A 23,547-nucleotide genomic window follows, 5' to 3' on the forward strand; every position below is an offset into this window, starting at 1 on the left:
CGGCTCAGGCGCGGGCATAGGATCAAATTCAGCGTGCAACCAAAACAACAACGCCAGAGGGCACCGATGCCGTTTGATCGGGCCCAATCCAACAGCGACTGCCTCATACAATAAGGTCAACAACATGAGCGTATCTCTCCCGGTCAACAGCTCCACGGAGCTCAAGCGTGGCGCCCTGGGCGTGGGCTTCATCATTTTCTTTGTGGTGTCGGCGGCGAGCCCGTTGAGCGTGATCGCCGGTGGCTTTCCGATTGGCATCATGCTTGGCAACGGCGCCGGTACCCCGGCATTGCTGATCCTGGCCCTGCTGGTGCTGCTGGCGTTCTCGGTGGGTTACACCACCATGTCCAAGCACCTGACCAATGCAGGCGGCTTTTATGCCTTTACCTCCCGTGGCCTGGGTGGCTTGGCCGGCGGGGCGGCGGGGGTGCTGGCGATGTTTGCCTACAACATCCTGCAGGTCGGCTTGTATGGCATGTTCGGCGGGGTGGTCAGCGGCACCATGGCCAGTGTGTTCGGCCTGGAGTTGCCGTGGTGGGCGTACTCGCTGCTGGCGATGGCCAGCGTGGCGATACTGGGCTATCGCAAGATCGACCTGTCGGCGCGGGTGTTGTCGGTGGTGGTGATTGCCGAGTACCTGGCGATCCTGATCCTGGATTTCGCGATCCTCAGGTCAGGCGGTGACAGTGGCGTCAACCTGGCGTCGTTCAGCAGCCATCACGTATTCAGCGGCACGCCGTCCATTGGCCTGCTGTTCTGCTTCGCGGCGTTCATCGGCTTCGAGGCCACGACCATCTACGGCGAAGAGGCGAAGAACCCGCAACGCACCATTCCGATTGCCACCTACTGTTCGGTGCTGCTGATCGGCGGGTTCTACGCGTTGTCGGTATGGTCGATGGTGGTGGGCGTCGGCGCGGACAAGATCGTGCCGCTGTTGCAGTCCTTGCAGGACCCGACGACCTTTATCTACGGCATGTCCGACCATTTTGTCGGCCCGCAGCTGACCCAGGTCATCCGCGTGCTGTTCATGGTGAGTATCTATGCCGGGCTGCTGGCGTTCCACAACGCCGCCGCGCGTTACTTCTATGCGATTGGCCGCGATGGGTTGCTGCACAGCCTGCTGGGCACCACCCATCGCGTGCACCAGAGCCCGCACATGGGCTCGGCCTTGCAGAGCCTGATCGCGGCAGTGGTGGTGCTGATTTTCGCCGCCATGGATGCCGATCCGATCCTGCAACTGTTCGCCTGGCTGTCCAACCTGGCGACCCTGTGCGTCATCCTGCTGATGGCGCTGACGTCGGTGGCGGTGTGCGTGTACTTCCAGCGTCATCCCGAACTGGACGTCGGGCTCTGGCGTGGGCGTATCCTCCCCGTTTTCTCCAGCCTGGCCCTGGTGTCGGTGCTGGTGCTGGCGGTGGTGCACTTCGACGTGCTGACCGGGGCCAGCAAGCTCCTGTCCTATGGCCTGTGCGCGATCATCCCCGTAGCCCTGATCATCGGGGTTTACCTCGCCGCACGCTTGCGCAAACTCTCGCCGCAGCGCTTCCACGCGTTGGGCAGCCACAAGCTCTGAGCCACACCCGATCATCCAGATAAAACCGGCCTGCCGTCCTTCGGCCAGGCCCGCCAGCGTGTGAAAGGAAGGTTGCAAATGCACAACTACAAGATGCTTATCAACGGGGCCCTGGTGGCCGGTGAGCAGGGGCGGTTCGAAGTGGTCAACCCGGCCACCGGGGCGGTGTTCGCCCACTGCCCGGCAGGTTCTTTGGGGCAACTCGACCAGGCGGTGGAGGCCGCGCAGGCGGCGTTCAAAAGCTGGCGCCACAGCAGCCACGCCGACCGCAGCGCACGCCTGCTGGCGATTGCGGCGGATATCGAACGGGAGGCCGATGCACTGGCCCGGCTGATCGTGCAGGAACAAGGCAAACCGCTGGAACTGGCGTTTTCCGAAGTCATGGGAGCGGCCGCCTGGACCCGCTACGCGGCGGGGCAAGACATTGCCGTGGAGCTGGTGGAAGACACCCCCACCCAACGCATCGAGTTGCACCGCAAACCCTTGGGCGTAGTGGCCTCGATCACGCCGTGGAACTGGCCGTTCATGATCGCCGTGTGGCACATCATGCCGGCATTGCGGGCCGGTAATTGCGTGATCAGCAAACCGTCGAGCCTGACGCCGCTGAGCACCCTGGGCCTGGTCGATATCATCGCCCGCCATGTGCCCCACGGCGTGATCAATTGCGTGACGGGCGAGCAAGGCTTCGGCAGCGCAATCACGGCGCATCCAGGCATCCAGAAGATTGTCTTCACCGGCTCCACCGCCACCGGGCAAAGCGTGATGCGCGGCGCTGCCAGTAACCTCAAGCGCCTGACCCTGGAGCTGGGCGGCAACGACGCGGCCATCATCCTGCCGGGCACGCCGGTGCAAGAGGTGGCCGAGGCGATCTTCCAGGCGGCGTTTCTCAACATGGGGCAGACCTGCGCCGCCCTCAAGCGCCTGTATATCCACGAGTCGCAATACCAAGCCTTCGCCGAGGCGCTGACGCAGATCGCGGCGCGCCAGGTGGTGGGGGACGGCCTGGAGGCCGGGGTCACCTTCGGTCCAGTGCAGAACCTGGAACAGCTGGCGCTGGTGGAAGCCCTGGTCGACGACGCACGGGCCAACGGCGGGCGGGTGCTGTGCGGCGGCGCACGCCTGGATCACCCCGGTTTTTTCTACCCGCCCACCCTGGTGGCCGACGTCACCGACGGTCAGCGCCTGGTCGATGAAGAACAGTTCGGCCCCGTGCTACCGCTGATCGCCTACCGCGACGTGGAAGACGTGCTGCGGCGCGCCAATGCCGGTGACATGGGCCTGGGTGGCTCGGTGTGGGGGCCGGATGTCGAACAGGCCCAGCTCCTGGCCAGCCGCCTGGAGAGTGGGGTGGCGTGGGTCAACTGCCATGCGCAGATCCAGCCGAACACGCCGTTTGGCGGCAGCAAGATGTCCGGCTTTGGCGTCGAGTTCGGCCTGGAAGGCCTGCTGGAGTTCACCGGTCAGCAATTGCTGTTTGTTCGCAAGCCACCACAAGGAGCCTGAGCCATGCACCCTCCACTTATCGGCTCCGCGCTGGCGTGCACCCTGGTGCTTTGCGCCTTCCCGTCCGCGCATGCCTATGAGCTGTACAGCGATGACAGTCGTCACCTCAACGCCGACATGACCGCGGTGTTCGGGCAATTCAACAGCCGCAAGAACTACGACGGCACGCCCGGCGGTTCTACCTGGCGCGAGGGTTTTATCAAGTATGGCTTGAGTGGCGACCAGGCCCTCGCCGGCAACGGCACCGCGTACGGTGCCTTTGCACTGCTCAGTTCCGCTACCTGGGGCGATGGCGACCCGGCAGGCAACACCCTGGGCACCGAGCGCACCACCAAGATTGAAGACGCGTACCTCGGCTGGCGGTCCGACGATCTGTTCCCGGCGCTGGGCAAGAACGGCGTGGATATTTCCGCTGGGCGCCAGGTGGTCAAGCTGGGTCGTGGGTTCCTGATCAACGATGACGGGCCGAACCTGGGCAAGGGCCCCGCCGATGGTAAGCTGAACCGCGGGGGGGCGTTCTACCTGGCGGCGCGGCATGCGTTCGACCAGACCGCGTATGTGCGCCTGGGTGGGCAGGACGGCCTGCATGGCAGCCTGCTGTGGTTGAAGTCCGACAACCGTGCCCAGGCTGAAACCGAACTGGCCGCCGGTACGCTGGACTACACCGCCCAGCGGGGGACGATCGGGCTGACCTGGATCCACGGCATCAACGTGAACGATCAATGGGCCAGTGACTTCCAGCGCCAGCGCAAGGGCATGAATGTCTACAGCGTGCGCGGTGAGGGCGATGCGGGCGTCAAGAACGTCAGCCTGGCATTCGAGTACGCCTGGCAGGACAAGGACGCCGGCCCGCAAAACGCCTGGTACGGCGAGGCAGGCTATACCTTTGCCGATAGCGCCTGGTCGCCCAAACTCACGTACCGTTATGCGCGCTACTCACAGAAGTGGGACTCGTTGTTCACCGGCCAGAGCCTGGGGTACGGCACCTGGCTGCAAGGCGAAGTCGCCAGCAACTACTCGGGGCCGTTCAACAGCAATACACGGGTCCAGCATGTCGGGTTGAAGGCGACCCCGCTGGAAACCCTGAGCCTTGGCGCGCTGTTCTTCGATTTCGACACCGTGCGCAAGCGCGATGCAATCAACCTCAATGCCCGGGAACTGGACCTGTATGCCGAATGGGCGGTCAACCCGCACCTGATCGTCACCCCGCTGGTCGGCCTGTACAAGCCCGAGAAGGACGCGACCACGGGCGGTAATCAGGTGGGGGGCAATGGCACCAATGTGTACAGCCAGGTGACCGTGGCCGTACCGTTCTGAGCATGGCTGGGTACGGCGTTGGGATACCTATGCCGTTCTGGTGGTAGGCGGGTTGCGCATGTTGTCGGCGATCCGTCGCGTGGTGTCCATGACCATCTCGATCACGGTTTCCTGGCGCAGCAGCTTGAAGCTTTGCGTGCTGCCGACGGCCGACAGGCTGCCGACCACTTCGTCCAGGTCGGTCTGGATGATGGGCGCGGCGATACCGGTCAGGCCCATGTTGAGCTCATCGTGGGTCAGGCAGTAGCCGTCCTTGCGGATCTTTTTCGCGGCCTTGTTGAACCCCGCCCAGTCGTAGGGGCTGGCGGGGTCGTTGGCCAGGTGCTCGTCGAACAGGCGTTGCAGGCGACGGCCTTTCTGGTAGGCGATCAACACCTTCGACTGCGCGCCGCGAAAGAACGGCAACGGTTGCCCACGCCCGAACGCAAAGTGATAGGTGTCGGTGGGCTCGGCGATGTAGGTGTTGATGATGCGCCCGTCATAAAACACGCTGGCAAACACCGCCAGGCCCGTTTGCGCGGACAACTCGTGCATCAGCTCGCGCCCGGCGAGCAGGATCGGGTCGTACTGGCGCATCTTCCAGTCCAGCTCGATCACCCGTGGGCCCAGGCCATAGCTGCCGGCATCCACGCGGGTCAGCAGGCCGGCATCGCACAAGTCCTTGACGTAGCGGTACACGGTGGCCCGTGACAGGCCCATGCGCTCGGCGATGGTGTCGGGGTCGATCTTCAATGTCTGTGGGCCGAACAGGTCCAGGACGCTCAGCAATTTGCTCAGGCTGCTCATTTCGTTCCTAAAAAGGGGAGGGGCACGTGCTGCGTTCCGCTGGCGCAACACTACCGCAGTGAAAGAAAAACGCAATCTTTTGTGCTTTTGAGGTCGTCAAAAAGCCACATAAATCTCACTAAATGAGACAAATCAAAATAAAATGCTTGTTGATTGAATTTTTGTGTGTGATAAATCTCATCACTGCAAACGCTCAAGCAAGAGGGCTGAAAATGAATGGTGCGCAACTGATAGTGAATGCGGCTGCGGCAAGCGGTATCGAGTACTGCTTCGCCAATCCCGGAACCACCGAAATTCCATTGGTGGCGGCGATGGCCAGCGCACCTGCACTCAAGCCGGTGTTGTCGTTGTTTGAAGGGGTCTGCACCGGCGCGGCGGACGGCTATGGCCGGATTGCCGGCAAACCGGCCATGACCCTGACCCATCTGGGGCCCGGGTTCGCCAACGGCATCGCCAACCTGCACAACGCACGTCGCGCCAACACTCCCATCGTCAACGTGATCGGCGATCACGCCTCGTGGCACGTCAACTACGACCCGCCGCTGGCCAGTGACATCCAGGCCCTGGCAGGCGCGGTCTCCGGCTGGGTGCGCACCTCGCGCACGGCGTCGGGGGTGGGCGAGGATCTGCAGGAAGCCATGCGCGCGGCCTGGCAGGCCAAGGGGCAGATCGCCAGTTTGATCCTGCCCATGGACCTGCAAGCCCATGCCGTGACCCACAGCGGTGTATTCGCCCCGATCCGCCCGCCGGTCCGGCGCTTTGCCGGCGACCGCATCGAGAGCGTGGCCAAGGCCCTGCGTGACGGCCTGCGCCTGGTGTTTATCGTCGGCGACGAAGGCTTGTCGGTTGCCGGCCTGGAAGCGGCGGGGCGCCTGGCGCAACTGCCGGGCGTGCGTCTGTTCGCCGAGACCTTTCCACGCCTGAGCTACCGTGGCGGTGGCCTGCCGGACCTGGACCGCCTGCCGTACTTCCCGGAAGTGGCGATTGAAATCCTCGAACAATACGACCGGGTGGTGTGCGCCGGCGTGCCGGAGCCCATCAGCTACTTCGGCTACGAAGGCATCCCGTCGCGCCTGGCCGAACGTGAGCGCCTGCTGGCGTTGGCCGATGTCGGTGACGATGTGGCCGGCGCGCTGACGGCATTGGCCGACGCCCTGGATGCACCCGCGTATGTGCCAACGCCCCAGGGCATCGAACTGCCGCCCGGTCACGCCGAGCTGACCCCACAGTCGGTGGGCCAGTTGCTGGCTGCCGCCCTGCCGGACGACAGCATTGTCTCCGTGGAAGGCGGCACCTGCGGCTATCCGTTCTTCACCGCTTCGGCCCGCGCCGCTCGGCACCGGGTACTGACCAACACCGGTGGCGCGATCGGCCAGGGTATCCCGGTGGGCTTCGGCGCCGCCCTGGCCGAGCGCGGCAACCGCGTGTACTGCCTGCAATCGGACGGCAGTGCCCAGTACACCATTCAAACCCTGTGGAGCATTGCCCGCGAGCAACTGCCAGTGGTGATCCTGATTGCCGCCAACCACCGCTACGCGATTCTGCAGAACGAGTTGCGTCGTTTCGGCATGACCGAACTGGGACCCGAAGCCCTGAAGCTGACGGTGCTCGACAGCCCGCGCATTGACTGGAAAGCCCTGGCCAAAGGCTACGGCGTGCCAGCCAGCACGGTGCACACCAATGCCGAACTGCAACGGGCGCTGGCCAATGCAAATGCCGACGGCGGGCCTTGCCTGATCGAAATGGCGCTGTGAAGGAGTCGACCATGAAGCTGTTTGAAGTACTACCCGCCGTCCAGGCTTTTCTGTCCCAGCCGGGTCGCCTGTTTATCGGTGGCAGTTGGCAGGATGCTGCCGATGGCCGCCGTTTTGCGGTAGAAAACCCGGCCACCGAAGACACCCTGACCGAAGTGGCCCAGGGCGGTGCACGGGACGTGGACGCCGCCGTTGCCGCCGCGCGTTCGGCGTTCAACGGCGCCTGGTCGTTGCAGTCACCGGCCCAGCGCGGCTTGCTGCTGTTCCGCCTGGCGGACCTGTTGGACCAGCACCGCGAAGAACTGGCGCAGCTGATCACCCTGGAAAACGGCAAGCCGATTGCTGCAGCGCGCGGTGAAGCGGCCAGCGCCGCCACCATCCTGCGCTACTTCGCCGGCTGGCCGACCAAGATCGAAGGCAGCACCTTGCCCGTTTCACCGGCCAGCGGCGCGCCGATGCTCAACTACACCCTGCGTGAACCGGTGGGGGTCTGCGCGCTGATCGTGCCGTGGAACTTCCCGCTGAACATGTGCGTGTGGAAGCTCGGCCCGGCGCTGGCCACCGGTTGCGTCGCGGTGCTCAAGCCTGCCGAACAAACGCCGCTGGTTGCGATCCGCCTGGTGCAGTTGATCGAGGCGGCGGGGTTCCCGGCCGGCGTGGTCAACCTGGTCACCGGCCTTGGCGCCGAAACCGGTGCGCCGCTGGCGGAGCATCCCGATGTGGACAAGATCGCCTTTACCGGCTCGACCCAGGTCGGCCGGCTGATCGCGCAAGCGGCCACGCGCAACATGAAAAAGGTCTCGCTGGAACTGGGCGGCAAGTCGCCGAACATCATCCTGCCCGACGCCGATATCGTGCGCGCCGCCAAAGGCGCCGCCGATGGCATTTTCTATAACCAGGGCCAGGTGTGCACCGCCGCTTCGCGGTTGTACGTGCACGCCAGCGTGCTGGACCAGGTCCTCGAAGAACTCGAACGGCACGCCGCCGCCCATGTCCTCGGCAATGGCCTGGACCCGGCCAGCAGCATGGGCCCGCTGGTTTCCGGGCGCCAGCTGGCGACGGTCAAGGGCTACCTGCAACGCGGCCAGGAAGAGGGCGCCGAACTGATCTGCGGTGGCGGGCGTCCGGCTCATCTGGAGCGTGGCCACTTCATTGCGCCCAGTGTGTTCCTGGATCGCGCCGAGGCGGCCTGCGTCGCCCGCGAAGAAATCTTCGGCCCGGTGCTGACGGTAATGAGCTGGACCGAAATCGATGACCTGGTGCTGCGCGCCAACGATTCGCCCTATGGCCTTGCGGCCGGCCTGTGGACCCGCGACCTGCGCTCGGCGCACCGCGTGGCGGCGCAACTCAAGGCGGGCTCGGTGTGGGTCAACTGCTGGAACGTGGTCGATGCGGCCTCGCCATTCGGCGGCTACAAGCAATCCGGCTGGGGCCGGGAAATGGGTAAGAACGTGATCGATGCCTACACCGAGACCAAAAGCGTGTTTGTCGATCTGGCCTGAACTGAATAATCACACGAGGTAATTGTTATGGATCTGGAATTGAAAGGCCGCGTGGCCATCGTTACCGGTGGCGGCATGGGCATCGGCAAGGAAGTCGCACGTTTTCTCTCCGAAGAAGGCTGCAAGGTGGTGATCTGCGCGCGCCGCATGGCGTTCCTGCAACTGGCCGCCGAAGAGATCAGCGCCCAGACCGGCAACGAAGTACTGCCGCTGTTCTGCGACACCAATGAGATGTCCGCCGTGTCGGAAATGGTCGAAGCCGCCTACAAGCACTTCGGCCGCATCGACATCCTGGTCAACGGTGCCGCTGCGCCGTCTGGCGTAGTGCGCAATGACATCGAACACGCCGGTGACGATGAACTGCTGTCGGACCTCAACACCAAAGTGATCGGCTACTTCCGTTGCGCCAAGGCCGTGACCCCGCACATGAAGGCCGCTGGCTTCGGTCGCATCATCAACATCGGTGGCCTCACCGGACGCAGCAGCAAGGTGCTGTCGGGCATGCGCAACCTGGCCATCGCCCACATGACCAAGACTCTGTCCGACCAGCTTGGCCCCTCGGGCATCACGGTCAACCTGATTCACCCAGGCGTTGTGGATACCCCGCATATCCAGGAGCTGTATGACCGCGAAGCGGTCAAGCAAGGCAAGACCGCGGAGCAGGTCGAGCAGGCTTATATCGACTCGACGCCGATTCGCCGCACCCTCGCACCGATTGAAATGGGCTGGCTGATTGGTTTCCTGGCGTCGCCCAAGGCTGGCGCGGTGACCGGCGAGTCCATCGGCATCGACGGCGGTTTGACCCGTGGTATCTATATCTGAGGAGCATCTGTGATGAGTAACGGAACCCTTTTGGTGGCCACCGTCGGGCAAGCGGTGATCCGCAGTGCCGACGATGGCCGTACCTGGCATCGCCTGGGCCTGGGGCAGGACCTGGAATTCGATGCGATCACTCGCTCACTGAGCCTGCACCCCGACGCGCCCGAGGTGATTTATGCCGGCACCGACGTGGGCTTGTGCGTCAGCCGTGACACCGGCGGCCATTGGCAGCGCGTCGATTCGCCGTTCAACGGGCAGACGGTGTGGAAAGTCGCGGTGGACCCACGGAACGCACAACGGATTTTCGTCGGCACCGGTGCACCTTCCCGCGCTGTGTTGTGGCGCACCCTGGACGGTGGGCTGAGCTGGGATCGGGCACCGGTGGAAATTCCGGAGTTTTGCGACGGCGTCAGTCGCCCACGCCTGCTGGCGTTTGCCTACGACCCGACCGACCCCGACCAGCTGTGGTTCGGCCTTGAAGAGGGTGGGTTGTTCCACTCCCGCGACGGCGGCGACAGTTGGACCCGCGTCGATGACCGCCTGTTGTGGGAGTTCAACTCGGACGTGCACAACATCCTGGTACTGCCCAACCATGGCCAGAAAGTCATCGTGGTGGTCTGCGTCAACGCGGTCTACCGCAGCCTGGACGAAGGGCTGACCTGGACTGGCATCATCGGCCGCGAAGCCTTCGGCCTGTATTACATCCGCGCCATGAACGCGCCGTTGGGCTCGCAAAGCGACCTGTACCTGAGCATTTCCGATGGCACGCCGGGCACCACCAGCAAGATCCTGGTGTCCCGCGATGCGGCGCTCAGCTGGGAAGTGCTGCCGCTTTCCCAGCAGCCCAATTCCTGCGTGTGGGCGATTGCCTTCAACCCGGCCAACCCCCGGCAGATCGTGGCGGGCACCAAGTACGGGCACCTGTTCACCTCCGACAACGGCGGCGACGGCTGGCAGAAACAGTGGCGCGACTTCAGCGAGATCGCCGATGTGCTGTGGACGCCGGCCGTGGCGCAGATCAAGGCCGGGCATCAATCCATCGTCAAGAAGCACTGAGGTATATCGCCATGAAAGTCGAGATCCTGCGTACTCACTTATCGCTCTGGGTCAGTGACCCGGACGTGTCGGCGCGCTGGTACGCCGACATCCTGGGCATGCACGAAAGTGCCCGGGGCGAGAGCTGGGTCATGATGGCGTTTGGCGGCAAGCACCACGACATCGCCTTGATCCGCGCCGACCCTGGCGCCCATCAGGGTGGGCTGGGGTTGCAACACTACGGCCTGGAAATCGACGGAGACATGACCACCCTGCGCCAGCTCTACGGCATGTTGCTGGGCAAGGGTGTCGAGGTGGTCAAGATCACCGACCACGAAATCGGCCATGGCGTGTACTTCAACGACCCCGACGGCAACCGCATGGAATTCTTCCTCGAGACCGAGCATGACGATGCGCGCGGCAAGGCCCGGTTCAAGGCCGCTGGCGCACCGAGCCGACATTTCAACCTGGACCCACTGGACCCACTTTGAGGCAACCCCGATGAAAACCGCGAATTTTGCTAGCTATCACATCCGCAAATGGTACAGCTTTGTCGAAGAAACCCTGGCCAACGAAACCGGCCAACTGGCCGATGGCGAGCCACTGTTCAAATATGCGATTGCCGCCGTGATCGCCAACCCTTATGCCGGTCGCTACAGCGAGTCGCTCGCCGAACTGGTCGACCCTTCGCCGCTGCTGGGCGAAGAGTTTGGCCGGCGCATCCAGGCACTGGCCGGCGCCCGTGAGATTGTCAGCTATGGCAAGGCGATCCTGGTGGGCAGCGAGGGCGAGTACGAGCACGGTAATGCATTCCTGACCAACCCGGCAGCCGACCCGATCCGCGTCGCGCTGGGCGGCGGCAAATCCTGGGTACCGTCCACCGGCAAGCGTGGCGGGCCGGGGTCGACCATCGACGTACCGCTGGCGCACAAGGATGCCCTGTACGTCCGTTCCCACTACGACAGCATATCGCTGATGTTTGGCGACGGGCCGGCGCCCGACGAGGTCGTGATCATCTGGGCCTTCGCTACGCGTGGACGCTTGCATGCGCGCCTGGGCGGCCTGCAGGCTAAGGACGTCAAAGGCCTGGATGGGCTGCACTGACAGCAGGCGTGCGCCTTGAGCTGTACCGGATTACAACCACAACAAGAAAGCGGTGATGAGCGATGAAGCAGGAGAAGACCCAAGTTGTCATTGTCGGCGGCGGTCCCAACGGGATCACGGCCGCACACTATATGGGGATGTACGGTGTCGACTGCGTCGTCCTTGAACTGGCTGATTGCATCCTGCCTTACCCGCGTGCGGTGGGCATGGACGATGAAGCGCTGCGGGTGTTGCAGGGCATCGGCGTTGCCGAACTGGCCGCGCGGGACATGATCTGCGACGTGCCGTTGCGCTATTACAACGCACGCGGTGTGTGTTTCGCCGAGGTCAAGCCGAGCACCGCCCACTACGGCTGGCCGATGCGCAACATCTTCATGCAGCAGTTGCTCGAAGGCACGCTGCGCGAAACCCTCGGCCGGCATGCCGGTGTCGAGTTGCGCCAAGGCCACGAAATGCTCGAATTGGAGCAGGACGGCGAGGGCGTGACCTTGCAGGTGCGCGATGCCCGGGGCGAGGTCTATGAATTGCGCGCCGATTATGTGATCGGTGCCGACGGCGGGCGCTCCACCGTACGCAAAAAGGTCGGTGTTGAACTGCTGGGGCTGACCCATCCGCGCAAATGGGTGGTGGTCGACACCGCCAATGACACCCTGGATGCCCCCTACACCGCACTGCATGCCGACCCGCAGCGCCCGTTCGTGTGCATCTACCTGCCTTACCAGCAGCGGCGTTGGGAGTTCATGCTGATGGAGGGCGAGGACGAGGCGAAGATGTGCGACGAAAGCACCATCCGCGACCTGATCCGTGGGCATATCGGCGATGCGGTCGACCAGTTGGACATCATCCGTATCCGCGCCTACACCCACCATTCACGGGTAGCGGCGCGCTTTGTCCAGGGCCGCGTGGCGCTGGTGGGCGACGCGGCGCACATCTCGCCGCCCTGGGCCGGGCAAGGGCTCAACTCCGGACTGCGCGACGTGGCCAACGTGGCCTGGAAACTCGCGGCGATCATCCAGGGGCGTGCCGCCCATGGGATTCTTGTGAGCTACGACCAGGAGCGTCGCGGGCACGCCACCGAGCTGGTGGCGCTGGCCGACAACATGGGCGCGGTATTGGGCTTGACCAACCCCTTGATGGCCGGCGTACGCGACTGGTTGTTCCAGGCGGTGAACAGCGTCGACAACCTGCGCTCGCACCTGTTGGAGTTCAAGTTCAAACCCAAGGCGACCATCACCAAAGGCCTGGTCCATCATGAGCGGGCCGAGTTGCGCGAGGATGACCTGGTCGGGCAATTGTTCGTGCAACCCTATATCGAAGATGCCCAGGGCCAGCGCCGCCGCCTGGACGATGTATTGGGCAACGGCTACGCGGTGCTGGGGTATCGCGTGAACCCGCGCGGGCACCTCAGCGAGGAAATGGCCGGCTATTGGGCACGCTGGGATGCGCGTTTCATCCAGGTCAATCGTTCGCGCAGTGGTGTCGGCCGTGGGCAGCCCTTGACCGCCACGGACGCCATCAGCGTGGAAGACGTGGATAACCGCCTGGGCGAGTGGTTCTCCAAGGTGCGCGATTGCATCGTGGTGGTGCGGCCGGACCGTTTTGTCGCCGCGATCACCACGCCCGAGCGACTGGATGGGGTACTGCGCAAACTGGCGGAGCAACTGTCATGAGCCACAACAACGAACTGCTCAACCGCTTGCACCAGGCCACCCTGACCCGGCAGGCCCTGCCGCCGTTGCCCGCCGAGACGCTGGACCCATATTCCGGGTACGCGCTGCAACGCCTGGGGCTGGACGCCCGCCTGGCGGCCGGCGAGCGCCTGAGCGGGTGGAAGATCGCCTTCGCCGGCAGCGCCGCGCAACAGCGTTTTGGCCTCGATCAGCCGGTGTACGGCGCGTTGACCGAGAACATGAGCGTCAAGCCGGGCACGGCGGTGGCCCTGTCACGGTTGATCCAGCCCAAGCTGGAGATTGAAGTGGCGGTGGTCATCGGGCGCACCCTGGCGCCCGGTGACTACAGCGACGAGGACATCCTGGCGGCCATCCGTGACGTCGCGCCCGCCTTCGAAATCGCCGACTGCCGCTGGCAAGCCTGGACCTTTGGCGCCGGCGCGTTCCTGGCCGACAACGCCGCGGCGGGGCTTTATTGCATCGGGCCACGGACGCCGTTTGATCCAGCCCTGCACCTCAATGCAACCTACCGCCTGGAGTGCGCCGGTGCGCTGTACGGCGACGGCAATACCCTGGAGCGCGAAGACACACCGCTGGCCAACCTGTGCTGGCTGATCCGGCGCCTGCTGGCCGACGGTCAACCGGTGGAGGCGGGACAGGTCGTGCTGTCCGGGGCGTTGCTGGCGCCCCTGAGCATCCAGCCGACCACCTATCGCCTGCAGATGTTTGGCACGGAACTGGCTTTGGTTTTCACCGCTGACACCGTGCCGGTGTAAACCCACGTGCGGTCAAGGATGACAGCGTCCCTTTCAGGTCGATGAAGACACCAGGCCACCGAGGAACGACAACCATGCTCGCTGAAGCGCGAACCTTCAATGACCCTCAACAACACGCCGGGTCTATCCACGGCTGGCGCCAAGTGTATGACCAGCTTGGCCGTGGTTGCCTGACGAGTGAGCTGCGGCAATTGTCCGCCGATCGCTTCCAGGTGTTCCAGGAGGTGTTGGACAAACGCGTGGTCCAGCGCGGTTACGCCCCGAAAGGGCGGCTGTGCGCAGCCATGTCGCTGGGCCCCGCGCCGGTGGTGCAAGGCCAACAGGTGGGCACCCACAGCGTGGTGCTGTTGCGCGATGGCGAGGAGTTTGTGTTGCATGCGCCCGAGGGCACGCACTTTTTTGCGTTCAATATCGACGCGGTGCGCTTCGCCAAACTGGCGGCCTTCGAATTGTCCAACGAGCAGCTCAAGCGGCTGAAGACCACTTCTCAGTTGAGCGTGGACGATGCGTTACTCTTGCGCATTCGCCAGCGTATCCATCCCCTGTTCTGTCACCTGGTGGAACAGTCCGAGGCGGTCAGCCCAGCGGCTGAAAAAATGCTTGAAGACGAATTGCTCAACGCCTTCCTCGATCTGTTCAGCAACGCCACCGATGAGGTGCGTTGCCGGCGTGGCAATGTCACTGTCAGTGCTTACCTGGTCAAGCGTTGCCAGGAGTTGATCGACGCCAGTGGCGACACGCCCCTGAGCATTCTTGATCTGTGCGAACACCTGCGGGTCAGCCGGCGCACCCTGCAGAACAGTTTCCAGGCCGTGACCGGTATGCGCCCGGTCGAATACTTGCGCAACCTGCGCCTGAATGCCGTGCGCCGCCGCTTGAACAGCACCTCTGCCTGCTCCCAGAACGTTGGCGAAATTGCCGTGGCGATGGGCTTTTTTCATCTGAGCCATTTTGCCGGGCATTACCGGGAACTGTTTGGCGAGTCACCCTCCGAAACCCTCAGGGCGACCCGCTAGGGCGCCCATTCTCAGGCGTAGCTGATCCGCTCGGCGTAGGCGTTCTGCAGCATTTTGCGCTGGTAGTCGCAGGGCGTGGTGCTGACCAGTTGCTTGAAGTCGCGCTGGAAGTGCGACTGGTCGGCAAAACCCAGGTCGAGCGCCAACGCCGAGAACGACACGTCCCGGCAGGTATTGAGGGTGTCCAGGGCGGCCTGGCAGCGGATGATCCGGCAAAAGGCCTTGGGCGACATGCCGGTGTCCTGGCTGAACTGGCGGTGCAGCGTGCGGCTGGTGTAACCGCTGAGGTCTTCAAGCTGGTGGATGCGAATAGACCCGCGATGCCGCATGGCTTGTTGAATGACCAGGGCGGTCAGCGGTGATGCCTTGCCCATCAGGCGGGGTGCAAGATAGTCATTGAACAGGCGCATTTGCTCGCTCAACTGCGGCGCCTGCACGATGTTGTCGAAGATGCGCCGGGCAAACGTCGAAACCTCCAGCAAGTCGAGCTCCCGCTCGGTCAATTCCTCCGCCAGCACATTGATGAAACCGGGAATGACGCCGGGTGAAAAACGCACGCCGAAGTAATGGTGGTTCGGGTTCAATTCGACCGCCTTGGCGGCGAGCGGCGTCCCGCAGATCTTGGCGCTCGGACGCACGGCATCACAGTCGAAGACGATGTCCACGCACCCATCCGGAACGGCCAGTACCTGAGTCGATTGAGCCGCATCGAACGCATAGAAATGCGAGATCGCCGGGTGGTCGGAGGGCATGACCGAATACCGTGACGAATTGAGAACGAACCAGGGTTGTTCGTTTGCCGTGTGGTGCCGTGGAGTCGAGATCATAGGTGCACTGTCGAGAGGCTCAGAGGCGCGATTTTTCACGCAGGATTCGCGCCAACTCTGGCGGTAACACAAGGCCTGGCGTGTCCGAAAACTACAATACGACCCGGCCCCGTGCCCTCGATACTCGACCTCGACAGCGTGGCGCTGCGCCTACCGCAGCGGTATCACCTTCGACCCGAGAATAACTATGTCTACGACTACAAAAATCGACTTTATCTACCTCTCCGAGCCGGACATGATCCGCGCGGGCGTGACCGACATGCTGGCGTGCGTGAATACCATGGAAGAGATGTTCAGCCTGCTGTACGCCGGCGACTACCGCATGGCCGGGCCGAACAATGATTCCCATGGTGCGATGGTGATTTTCCCCAAGGATTCGCCGTTCCCGAACATGCCCAAGCCCACGGCCGACCGGCGCATGATGGCCATGCCGGCCTACCTGGGCGGCAGCTTCTGCACCGCTGGCGTGAAGTGGTACGGCTCCAATATCGCCAACCGCGAAAAGGGGCTGCCGCGCTCGATCCTGATGTTCACCCTGAATGATCCCGACACCGGTGCGCCGTTGGCACACATGTCGGCCAACCTGCTGTCGGCGTATCGCACCGGGGCCATTCCCGGTGTGGGCGCTCGCCACCTGGCGCGCAAGGACTCGAAAGTCGTGGGCCTGCTGGGGCCGGGCGTGATGGGCAAGACCACCTTGGCGGCGTTCATCGCGGTCTGCCCGCACATCGAGACGCTGAAAATCAAAGGCCGTGGCCAGAAGAGCCTGACCGATTTTATTGCGTGGGTTGAAGCGACCTATCCGCAAATCACCACGATAAAGGTGGTGGACACCCTGGAAGAGGTGGTCCGCGATTCGGACCTTGTTACTTATTGTAGCTCCGGCGAAACGGGCGACCCCTCGAACTACCCAATTGTGCGGCGTGAATGGGTCAAGCCGGGCGCATTTCTGGCGATGCCGGCGGCCTGCTCGCTCGATGAAGGCATGGAGCAGGCGGACGTGCGCAAGGTGCTGGATAACACCGGTCTTTACCAGGCCTGGTTTGAAGAGTTGCCCAAGCCTGCGCATCACTGCGTGCCGGTGATTGGCGTGCGCTTCATGGACATGATTGCCGAAGGCACCTTGCGCCTGGAAGACGTCGAGGACATCGGCAAGATCATCGCCGGCGCCGCCCCTGGCCGCAGGACCGATGAGGAAATCATCATCATGTCGGTCGGCGGCATGCCCGTGGAAGACGTGGCCTGGGGCACGGTGGTGTACCGCAATGCGATCAGGCGAGGCATCGGCGTCAGCCTGAACCTGTGGGAAACCCCGGTACTGCGTTAAGTCACTCAACCCCTATTCTGACGAGGCATTCGACATGACAAACATCATCAAGCTCAAGACCGGCTCGCCGTTCGAAGACCAGGCCAGCTATTCGCGCCTGGTGGTCGTCGACAACTGGATCTACGTGTCCAACACCGCAGGTCGCAACCCACAGACCAAACTGATCCCGGAAGACGTCCTGGAGCAGGCCCGCCAGGTCTTCGCCAACATCGAAACCGCCCTGGCGGCGGTGGATGCAAGCCTGGCCGATGTGGTGTGTTCGCGGGTGTTCATCCAGGACCCCAAGGACGTGCCGGCGGTGATGGGCCTGATCGGCGAGAAGTTTCGCGGCGTCGACCCGGCCAGCACCGTCACGTGCCCGCCACTGGGGTCGACGGTCTACAAGGTGGAGCTGGAAGTGACGGCCTATCGCAACGCATCCAAGGCGCAGGTCGAAGTCATTCGTCTGTCGCAGTGACCGCCAGCGGTTGCTCTTATTTGCCCATCAGCGAGTCTTGATCATGGCACCGACTATTGCGCCCGTGAACACATCCGCCGCGTTTCCTGCCGCCACCAGCGTTGTCATCATTGGTGGCGGGATTATTGGCTTGACGGCGGCATTGACCCTGGCCGAACGCAACATCGCGGTGGTGGTGCTGGAAAAAGGCCGCATCGCCGCCGAGCAGTCGTCGCGCAACCTGGGCTGGGTACGCAAGACCAGCCGCCACGCCGCCGATATTCCCCTGGCCCTCGCGGCCGACCGGTTATGGGCCAAGATGCCCGAGCGGGTTGGCGCGGATGTCGGCTATCGCCAGGAAGGCATTATGTTTGTCGGCCGCACCCCGGCGCAGATGGCGATGCATGAAGGCTGGCTCAGGTCCGTGGAGCATCTGTCCCTGGATTCACGGCTGCTCAGCAAGCGTGAGATCGATGGGTTGGTGCCCGGCGGCGTGGGCGATTGGGCGGGTGGCATCTTTACGCCGTCTGACGCCCGCGCCGAACCGACCCTGGCCAGCAGCGCCATCGCCAAGGCGGCCATGGCGCTGGGCGTGGTGATTGTCGAGCAGTGTGCGGTGCGTACGTTGCAAATGTCTGCCGGGGCCGTGAGTGGCGTGGTCACCGAGCGAGGTGAAATCCGCTGCGACCACGTATTGCTGGCGGGTGGCATGTGGTCGCGGCGCTTCCTGGGTAACCTGGGGGTGTCGTTGCCGACCCTGCCGTTGACCTGCTCGGTACTGCGCACCCACCCCATGGAAGGGCCGACGCAGATTGCCGTCGGCGCGCCGGACTTTTCGTTCCGCAAGCACAAGGACGGCGGTTTCATCGTCACCCAGCGCGGCAAGCTGGACGCCTTCCTGACCCTTGATCACCTGTTACTCGCCAAGCAGTACATGCCGCAGTTCCGGGCGCAGCGCCATGTGCTCGATGTATCGCTGGGCAAGCCGTTCCTGCACGACCTGAAGCTTGCACGGCGTTGGCACTCCAGCAGTGTGAGCCCGTTCGAGCGCGTCCGGGTGCAGGACCCTCCGGCCAACCCACGGCTGAACGGCGATGCGATGAACAACCTCATCGCCGCCTGGCCGGTGTTCGAGCAGGCGCGCATCGCCCAGGCCTGGGCCGGTACGATTGATGTCACGCCGGATTCGAACCCGGTGATCGGGCCGGTTGCGCAGATCCCCGGGCTGACCGTGGCCACGGGTTTCTCCGGGCATGGCTTTGGTACGTCCCCTGCAGCGGGTCATCTCGCGGCAGACCTGGTCAGCGGGCATACACCGATCATCGACCCAAGCCCTTATCGCTTCGATCGTTTCTAGAGGAACACACCGATGCTTGCTGACAGTTGTTTCTTCACCAACCGTTGCGGCCTGCGCCTGCATTTTTTGCGCTGGGGCAAGCCGGGTGGCGTGCCGCTGGTGCTGCTGCATGGTTTGCGCGCTTATGCGCAAACCTGGGATTCGCTGGTGCAGTCCCTGGGCGCAGGCTATTGCATCTATGCCCTGGACCAACGCGGGCGGGGCCTGAGTGATTGGGCCGCGCCCGACACCTACCACACGCAGTCGTATGTCGAAGACCTCGCTGACTTCGTCGCCCATGTGGGCTTGCAGCGGTTTGTCTTGCTGGGGCATTCATTGGGCGGCGCCAACGCCCTTGAATATGCGCGGCAGCACCCTGGTCGGCTGATGGGGCTGATGATTGAAGACATCGGCCCCGGTTCTTCAAGCCAGGGCGATGGCGCTGCGCGTATCCGTCGCGAGATGAGCCAGACACCGTTGCAGTTCGAGAACTGGGAGCTGGCCCGTGCCTTCTGGCAGGCGTCACGCCCCGGTCTGTCGGAGCAGGGCCTGAACTCCAGGCTGGCGCATTCGATGAAGGAAAACGACGCAGGGATCACCTGGCGCCATGATCAGCAGGGGATTGCCCAGGCGCGCCTGAGCATCGAGCCGACGGATTTGTGGCCGGCGGTGCGTGCATTGGATTGCCCGACCCTGTTTATTCGCGGCGGTCGCTCGGACTTCCTGCCGGCAGCAACGTTGGAAGCAATGACCGCGAGCAACCCGCATATTCGGACCGTGGAGGTGGCCGACGCGAGTCACTATGTGCATGACGACCAGGGCGAGGTGTTCAACGCATTGGTTTGGGCATTCCTCAGGGAACTTGCGCCTGAGTGTTCCTAGGGAACTCGTTGACCGCGTTGATCTTCAAGGCTGCTTGCTGCCGAATCCCCGGGGCCTGGCCTGCTACCTCAGGCTGCCGGCCTCACCCGGAAGGCCAGGAACACCGGGCCGCCTGGAAACGTGCTGAGTTCCAGCTCATCCAGGGGGCTCAGCGTGCGTGTACGGCTTCCCGCATTACTGTAGAGCGTGTGGTTGCCCGATGCGACGATGTTGATCTTGCCTGCCGCCGCCTGGATCAACGTGGCCCTGAACCCTTCCGTCACATCATCACCCAGCGTCAGGGTCACGTCCGTGTTGCTCAGGACCAGAATCGACTTGCCTGAATCCGCCATGCTCAGGGCCCTGCTGCCGGTGATCGAGATATTGGTGTGTACATGGCCCCCGGCGTGATAACTGACCATCCTGGGGTCGGCGAAGACACGGGCGAAGGCCCCGACGTAGTTGACGCTGGCACGCATGTCATCGAACTGTTCCACGACGTAGGTGCCGATGCTGCCGGTATTCGCTGTGTCGGCGTCCATTGCCCATTTGCGTCCTACCATCAGCCCTATCTGGGTATTGGCGCCTACGCCGGCACGCACTTCTTCGAGAAACAGCGTGCCGATCTGGCCACCCCCATTCCCCTGGACGTAGGTCAGCCGTGCAATGGAGTGGCTGTCACCGGTGGGGCTGCCCCGGGAGGTATCGACCCGATAGTCGACACAATCCGCCGAGACGATGGTGTTCGTCGTGTTGGCGTCAGGCGCCCAGGTGAAATCCAGTGCTCGACCGGTCTTAGCCTGCTCGAATGAGGTGGTCGGCTGTGCGGTGGTGGTAGAACCTGCCTGCTTCAAATCGTCATTCATGATGCTCATCCTCAACTACGTTGCTGTATGCATGTACAGTAGTCTGGATTTTTTCTTTGTGCGGTTTTACCGACGAACTGCACGCAGGGAAGGGGGCGTGTAAAGTGACCGGCATTTCCCAGGCAAAGGTGACCCCCGGATGGCTCCATCGGCAAAACCGCGAGGCAAGAACCAGGACACGGGCTGGCGAGGCTCGGTCGATGTGTGGCTGGACGCCGCCTACGCGGCGTTGAAAGAGTCCGGCATCGACGCCGTGCGCGTGCTGCCGCTGGCCAAGCAGCTGGGCTTGTCGCGTACCAGTTTCTATTGGTTTTTCGAGGACCGCGAGCAACTGCTCGCCGCCTTGCTGGCGCGCTGGCGCGACAAGAACACCGGCAACCTGGTGTTCCAGTGCGAGCGTTACGCCGAAAGCATTTCCGAGGCGATTCTCAACGTCTTTGAATGCTGGCTGAACCCGGAGCTGTTCGACTCGCAGTTCGAATTTGCCGTGCGCAGTTGGGCCATGCAGTCGGCAGAAGTCAGCGCGGAAATCGCCCTGGCCGATGACACCCGTATCAACGCCCTGACCGGCATGTTCCGGCGCTTTGGCTACGATGACGAGGCCGCCGATGTGCGCGCGCGGACCATCTACCTGACGCAGATCGGCTACATCTCGATGAACACCAGCGAGGACGTGGTGGTGCGCTTCCGGCGCATTCCCCAGTACGTCAGCGTGTTCACCGGCAAGGCCTTGAAGCGGCGCGAACTGGACCGCTTCTTTGGGGCGTTTGGCTACGCCGAGACCGCACCGGGGGTGTTTGAGCCGCTTTAGAGATCCTTGACCAACCGCAGCGCGTCGTAGATCGCCGCATGGGTGTTGCGTGCGGCCACTGCATCGCCGATGCGGAACAGTTGGAAGCGGCCCTCGGGGTTGGTCACCAGGTGCTGCGCGTTGCCGGCGATCAAGTCGTGCTGCTCGACCGCGCCGCCGTTGCTGGAATGCCCCCGCAGGTCGAAGTACAGGTCATCCAGGGGCAGGGTGCCGTGGTTGACCACCACCTGGTCCACCACCCGCTGCTTGTGCACCGCGCCGTAGTCACTGCCGAAAGTGACCAGCAGCCGACCGTCGCGTTTCTCCACCGTTTCGACCCGATAGGTCACGGTAAAGGTCACGTCCAGGTCCTGCAGGCTGCGCATGTAGGGCACCAGGTTCATGGCCATGACTTCCGGCGCGAACGAGCGGTCCGGCGTGACGATTTCCACGCTGGCACCACTCTGCGCAATCACCTCGGCCGCTTGCAGGGCGGCGTGGTCTCCGGCGTCGTCGAAGATCAGCACATGGCGCCCCGGCTTGACGTCGCCGGAAATGATGTCCCAGGTCGACACCACCAGCTCATTGCCCTGGGCCAGCACCTCGGTATGCGGCAGGCCGCCGGTCGCCACGATCACCACATCCGGCTCCAGCGCCAGCACGGCCTCGGCCTCGGCCCAGGTGTTGAAGTGGAACTTGACACCCAGGCGTTCGCACTGGCTCATGCGCCAGTCGATGATGCCGATCATTTCGCGGCGCCGCTCGCTCAGGGCGGTCAGGCGGATCTGCCCACCGGGCCGGTCCGCCGCTTCCAGCACCGTTACATCATGCCCGCGCTCACCGGCGACCCGCGCCGCTTCCAGCCCGGCAGGTCCCGTGCCGACAATCAGCACTTTGCGCGGCACCGCTGCCTTGGGAATGTCATGGGGCATGCTGGTTTCGCGACCGGTGGCGGGGTTGTGGATGCAGTACGCCGCACCGCCCTGGTAGATGCGGTCCAGGCAGTAATTGGCGCCGACGCAGGGCCGAATGTCTTCTTCACGCCGCTCGATGATCTTGCGCACGATATGCGGGTCGGTCATGTGGGCGCGGGTCATGCCGACCATGTCCACCTTGCCTGATGCGATGGCGTAGCGCGCCGTGGCGACATCGGGGATTTTTGCCGCATGGAAGGTGGGGAACCCGGTAGACGCACGGATCTCACCGGCAAACTCCAGGTGCGGCGAGTTGCGCATGCCCTGGATCGGGATCACATCGGTGAGGCCCGCATCCGTATCGATATGCCCGCGCACCACGTTGAGGAAGTCCACCAGGCCGCTGTCCTTGAGCAGGTGCGACACCTGCAAACCTTCGCTGGCATTGAACCCGCCCGGCAGCGCCTCGTCGCCGGTGTAGCGCACGCCCAGCAGGAAGTCTTCACCGACCCGCTGGCGAATGCCGCGCAGGACATCGAAGGTAAAGCGCATGCGGTTTTCCAGCGGGCCGCCGTACGGGCCATCCAGCTCGTTGGTGAGCGGCGACCAGAACTGGTCCATCAAATGCCCGTAGGCTTGCAGCTCCAGGCCATCCAGCCCGGCGGCCTGCATGCGCTCGGCCGCGTCGACGTAGTCTTTGATGATTCGCTCGATGTCCCAGTCTTCCAGCTTCTTCGGGAAGGAGCGGTGCGAGGCCTCGCGCCGGTGCGAAGGCGACACCACCGGCAGCCAGTCGGCCTTGTCCCAGCGTGTGCGACGGCCCAGGTGCGTCAACTGGATCATCACCGCCGCGCCATGTTCGTGGCACTCGTCGGTCAAATCCTTCAGCCAGCCGACCACTTCATCCTTGTACGCCAGCACATTGTTGAACACCGGCGGGCTGTCCCGCGACACCGCGGCGGAGCCTGCGGTCATGGTCAAGGCCACACCAGCCTTGGCGCGTTCGACGTGGTAGGCGCGGTACAGCGCCTGCGGCATGCCGTCCACCGGGTAGGCCGGTTCGTGGGCCGTGGTCATGATCCGATTGCGCAGGGTCAGGTGCTTGATCTTATAGGGCTGCAGCAGGGGATCGTTGGACATCAGAGTGTGCTCCGTCGTGGCCATCATCAGGCTTGGCGATTTGAAATTAGGATAAATGTACATGTGCGTCAATAAATCTCGACACGCATGTACATTTTAATTTCGACCTGCCGATGCTCTCCAAATGATGCAGGCGCGCGGGAGCACGGTGGACAACACGCGGTTTGAGGGAATGTTCAGGTTGTAGTGAGCGGG

General features: G+C 63.5%; 21 protein-coding genes. 17 read left to right on the plus strand and 4 right to left on the minus strand.

Translation table 11 applies throughout. The features are described from left to right. The first annotated feature begins 124 nt into the window (after nucleotides 1-124). From LUU92_RS10740 to LUU92_RS10750, 3 genes are all read left to right on the plus strand, one after another. The gene (locus LUU92_RS10740) at nucleotides 125-1,573 is read left to right on the plus strand and encodes an APC family permease (protein WP_257103583.1); all 1,449 of its coding nucleotides are present in this window, start codon (nucleotides 125-127) and stop codon (nucleotides 1,571-1,573) included. A 78-nt stretch (nucleotides 1,574-1,651) separates the two neighbouring features. Next, nucleotides 1,652-3,076, plus strand: coding sequence for an aldehyde dehydrogenase family protein (locus LUU92_RS10745; RefSeq protein ID WP_071491537.1), 1,425 nt, complete (start codon nucleotides 1,652-1,654; stop codon nucleotides 3,074-3,076). A 3-nt stretch (nucleotides 3,077-3,079) separates the two neighbouring features. Further along, on the plus strand, nucleotides 3,080-4,393 hold the full coding sequence (locus tag LUU92_RS10750) for an alginate export family protein (protein ID WP_257103584.1): 1,314 nt from the start codon (nucleotides 3,080-3,082) through the stop codon (nucleotides 4,391-4,393). Nucleotides 4,394-4,420: 27 nt separating this feature from the next. On the opposite strand, the gene LUU92_RS10755 is transcribed toward LUU92_RS10750, so the two are convergent. Further along, nucleotides 4,421-5,179, minus strand: coding sequence for an IclR family transcriptional regulator (locus LUU92_RS10755; RefSeq protein ID WP_257103585.1), 759 nt, complete (start codon nucleotides 5,177-5,179; stop codon nucleotides 4,421-4,423). A 212-nt stretch (nucleotides 5,180-5,391) separates the two neighbouring features. Between LUU92_RS10755 and LUU92_RS10760 the strand changes: the two genes are divergently transcribed. The 9 genes from LUU92_RS10760 to LUU92_RS10800 all read left to right on the plus strand — a co-directional run bounded on the left by LUU92_RS10760 (nucleotide 5,392) and on the right by LUU92_RS10800 (nucleotide 14,855). Beyond that, on the plus strand, nucleotides 5,392-6,933 hold the full coding sequence (locus LUU92_RS10760; RefSeq protein WP_071491535.1) for an acetolactate synthase large subunit: 1,542 nt from the start codon (nucleotides 5,392-5,394) through the stop codon (nucleotides 6,931-6,933). Between the two features lie 11 nt (nucleotides 6,934-6,944). After that, nucleotides 6,945-8,435, plus strand: a complete 1,491-nt coding sequence (locus LUU92_RS10765) for an aldehyde dehydrogenase family protein (RefSeq protein WP_092246166.1) — start codon at nucleotides 6,945-6,947, stop codon at nucleotides 8,433-8,435. 27 nt (nucleotides 8,436-8,462) lie between these two features. Then, complete coding sequence (locus LUU92_RS10770) at nucleotides 8,463-9,257, plus strand: SDR family NAD(P)-dependent oxidoreductase (protein ID WP_257103586.1); 795 nt, start codon at nucleotides 8,463-8,465, stop codon at nucleotides 9,255-9,257. 12 nt (nucleotides 9,258-9,269) lie between these two features. Next, entirely contained in the window at nucleotides 9,270-10,310 is a 1,041-nt protein-coding gene (locus LUU92_RS10775; protein WP_071491532.1) for a beta propeller repeat protein, read from the plus strand. 11 nt (nucleotides 10,311-10,321) lie between these two features. After that, a complete protein-coding gene (locus tag LUU92_RS10780; RefSeq protein WP_071491531.1) occupies nucleotides 10,322-10,780 on the plus strand; it encodes a VOC family protein in 459 nt (152 codons plus the stop codon). A 10-nt stretch (nucleotides 10,781-10,790) separates the two neighbouring features. Continuing rightward, a complete protein-coding gene (locus LUU92_RS10785; RefSeq protein ID WP_071491530.1) occupies nucleotides 10,791-11,393 on the plus strand; it encodes an amino acid synthesis family protein in 603 nt (200 codons plus the stop codon). Nucleotides 11,394-11,455: 62 nt separating this feature from the next. Further along, a complete protein-coding gene (locus LUU92_RS10790; protein WP_257103587.1) occupies nucleotides 11,456-13,063 on the plus strand; it encodes a bifunctional 3-(3-hydroxy-phenyl)propionate/3-hydroxycinnamic acid hydroxylase in 1,608 nt (535 codons plus the stop codon). Then, complete coding sequence (locus LUU92_RS10795) at nucleotides 13,060-13,839, plus strand: 2-keto-4-pentenoate hydratase (protein WP_257103588.1); 780 nt, start codon at nucleotides 13,060-13,062, stop codon at nucleotides 13,837-13,839. Before LUU92_RS10790 ends, LUU92_RS10795 begins: the two co-directional genes overlap by 4 nt. Nucleotides 13,840-13,913: 74 nt before the next feature. Continuing rightward, nucleotides 13,914-14,855 (plus strand): helix-turn-helix domain-containing protein, encoded by a 942-nt coding sequence (locus LUU92_RS10800; RefSeq protein ID WP_071491527.1) that lies wholly within the window; start codon nucleotides 13,914-13,916, stop codon nucleotides 14,853-14,855. A gap of 11 nt (nucleotides 14,856-14,866) precedes the next feature. Here LUU92_RS10800 and LUU92_RS10805 read toward each other — a convergent pair whose 3' ends face one another. Continuing rightward, on the minus strand, nucleotides 14,867-15,682 hold the full coding sequence (locus LUU92_RS10805; protein ID WP_222541440.1) for a helix-turn-helix domain-containing protein: 816 nt from the start codon (nucleotides 15,680-15,682) through the stop codon (nucleotides 14,867-14,869). A gap of 187 nt (nucleotides 15,683-15,869) precedes the next feature. Between LUU92_RS10805 and LUU92_RS10810 the strand changes: the two genes are divergently transcribed. The 4 genes from LUU92_RS10810 to LUU92_RS10825 are packed head-to-tail and all read left to right on the plus strand — an operon-like array spanning nucleotide 15,870 to nucleotide 19,663. Beyond that, the gene (locus LUU92_RS10810; RefSeq protein WP_257103589.1) at nucleotides 15,870-17,009 is read left to right on the plus strand and encodes an ornithine cyclodeaminase family protein; all 1,140 of its coding nucleotides are present in this window, start codon (nucleotides 15,870-15,872) and stop codon (nucleotides 17,007-17,009) included. Between the two features lie 34 nt (nucleotides 17,010-17,043). Further along, nucleotides 17,044-17,466, plus strand: a complete 423-nt coding sequence (locus LUU92_RS10815; protein WP_071491524.1) for a RidA family protein — start codon at nucleotides 17,044-17,046, stop codon at nucleotides 17,464-17,466. 43 nt (nucleotides 17,467-17,509) lie between these two features. Beyond that, nucleotides 17,510-18,802: an NAD(P)/FAD-dependent oxidoreductase gene (locus LUU92_RS10820; RefSeq protein ID WP_257103590.1), complete on the plus strand. Its 1,293-nt coding sequence runs from the start codon at nucleotides 17,510-17,512 to the stop codon at nucleotides 18,800-18,802. A 12-nt stretch (nucleotides 18,803-18,814) separates the two neighbouring features. After that, on the plus strand, nucleotides 18,815-19,663 hold the full coding sequence (locus LUU92_RS10825) for an alpha/beta fold hydrolase (protein WP_093513769.1): 849 nt from the start codon (nucleotides 18,815-18,817) through the stop codon (nucleotides 19,661-19,663). A gap of 68 nt (nucleotides 19,664-19,731) precedes the next feature. Here the strand turns inward: LUU92_RS10825 and LUU92_RS10830 are convergent, their stop codons facing one another. Continuing rightward, nucleotides 19,732-20,508: a hypothetical protein gene (locus LUU92_RS10830; RefSeq protein WP_173668604.1), complete on the minus strand. Its 777-nt coding sequence runs from the start codon at nucleotides 20,506-20,508 to the stop codon at nucleotides 19,732-19,734. Nucleotides 20,509-20,647: 139 nt separating this feature from the next. On the opposite strand from LUU92_RS10830, the gene LUU92_RS10835 reads away from it, so the two are divergent. Continuing rightward, complete coding sequence (locus LUU92_RS10835) at nucleotides 20,648-21,319, plus strand: TetR/AcrR family transcriptional regulator (protein ID WP_071491520.1); 672 nt, start codon at nucleotides 20,648-20,650, stop codon at nucleotides 21,317-21,319. Here the strand turns inward: LUU92_RS10835 and LUU92_RS10840 are convergent. Continuing rightward, complete coding sequence (locus tag LUU92_RS10840) at nucleotides 21,316-23,352, minus strand: NADH:flavin oxidoreductase (protein ID WP_257103591.1); 2,037 nt, start codon at nucleotides 23,350-23,352, stop codon at nucleotides 21,316-21,318. The two genes, LUU92_RS10835 and LUU92_RS10840, sit on opposite strands and share 4 nt — an antisense overlap. Nucleotides 23,353-23,547: the final 195 nt, after the last annotated feature.

This window comes from Pseudomonas extremorientalis, assembly GCF_024584605.1.
Lineage (GTDB): Bacteria > Pseudomonadota > Gammaproteobacteria > Pseudomonadales > Pseudomonadaceae > Aquipseudomonas > Aquipseudomonas extremorientalis.

What these genes read in the sequence shown, in the direction of transcription:
- LUU92_RS10740 (WP_257103583.1), top strand. Translation starts at nt 125, where the DNA reads ATGAGCGTATCTCTCCCGGTCAACAGCTCCACGGAGCTCAAGCGTGGC.
- LUU92_RS10745 (WP_071491537.1), top strand. Translation starts at nt 1,652, where the DNA reads ATGCACAACTACAAGATGCTTATCAACGGGGCCCTGGTGGCCGGTGAG.
- LUU92_RS10750 (WP_257103584.1), top strand. Translation starts at nt 3,080, where the DNA reads ATGCACCCTCCACTTATCGGCTCCGCGCTGGCGTGCACCCTGGTGCTT.
- LUU92_RS10755 (WP_257103585.1), bottom strand. Translation starts at nt 5,179, where the DNA reads ATGAGCAGCCTGAGCAAATTGCTGAGCGTCCTGGACCTGTTCGGCCCA.
- LUU92_RS10760 (WP_071491535.1), top strand. Translation starts at nt 5,392, where the DNA reads ATGAATGGTGCGCAACTGATAGTGAATGCGGCTGCGGCAAGCGGTATC.
- LUU92_RS10765 (WP_092246166.1), top strand. Translation starts at nt 6,945, where the DNA reads ATGAAGCTGTTTGAAGTACTACCCGCCGTCCAGGCTTTTCTGTCCCAG.
- LUU92_RS10770 (WP_257103586.1), top strand. Translation starts at nt 8,463, where the DNA reads ATGGATCTGGAATTGAAAGGCCGCGTGGCCATCGTTACCGGTGGCGGC.
- LUU92_RS10775 (WP_071491532.1), top strand. Translation starts at nt 9,270, where the DNA reads ATGAGTAACGGAACCCTTTTGGTGGCCACCGTCGGGCAAGCGGTGATC.
- LUU92_RS10780 (WP_071491531.1), top strand. Translation starts at nt 10,322, where the DNA reads ATGAAAGTCGAGATCCTGCGTACTCACTTATCGCTCTGGGTCAGTGAC.
- LUU92_RS10785 (WP_071491530.1), top strand. Translation starts at nt 10,791, where the DNA reads ATGAAAACCGCGAATTTTGCTAGCTATCACATCCGCAAATGGTACAGC.
- LUU92_RS10790 (WP_257103587.1), top strand. Translation starts at nt 11,456, where the DNA reads ATGAAGCAGGAGAAGACCCAAGTTGTCATTGTCGGCGGCGGTCCCAAC.
- LUU92_RS10795 (WP_257103588.1), top strand. Translation starts at nt 13,060, where the DNA reads ATGAGCCACAACAACGAACTGCTCAACCGCTTGCACCAGGCCACCCTG.
- LUU92_RS10800 (WP_071491527.1), top strand. Translation starts at nt 13,914, where the DNA reads ATGCTCGCTGAAGCGCGAACCTTCAATGACCCTCAACAACACGCCGGG.
- LUU92_RS10805 (WP_222541440.1), bottom strand. Translation starts at nt 15,682, where the DNA reads ATGATCTCGACTCCACGGCACCACACGGCAAACGAACAACCCTGGTTC.
- LUU92_RS10810 (WP_257103589.1), top strand. Translation starts at nt 15,870, where the DNA reads ATGTCTACGACTACAAAAATCGACTTTATCTACCTCTCCGAGCCGGAC.
- LUU92_RS10815 (WP_071491524.1), top strand. Translation starts at nt 17,044, where the DNA reads ATGACAAACATCATCAAGCTCAAGACCGGCTCGCCGTTCGAAGACCAG.
- LUU92_RS10820 (WP_257103590.1), top strand. Translation starts at nt 17,510, where the DNA reads ATGGCACCGACTATTGCGCCCGTGAACACATCCGCCGCGTTTCCTGCC.
- LUU92_RS10825 (WP_093513769.1), top strand. Translation starts at nt 18,815, where the DNA reads ATGCTTGCTGACAGTTGTTTCTTCACCAACCGTTGCGGCCTGCGCCTG.
- LUU92_RS10830 (WP_173668604.1), bottom strand. Translation starts at nt 20,508, where the DNA reads ATGAATGACGATTTGAAGCAGGCAGGTTCTACCACCACCGCACAGCCG.
- LUU92_RS10835 (WP_071491520.1), top strand. Translation starts at nt 20,648, where the DNA reads ATGGCTCCATCGGCAAAACCGCGAGGCAAGAACCAGGACACGGGCTGG.
- LUU92_RS10840 (WP_257103591.1), bottom strand. Translation starts at nt 23,352, where the DNA reads ATGTCCAACGATCCCCTGCTGCAGCCCTATAAGATCAAGCACCTGACC.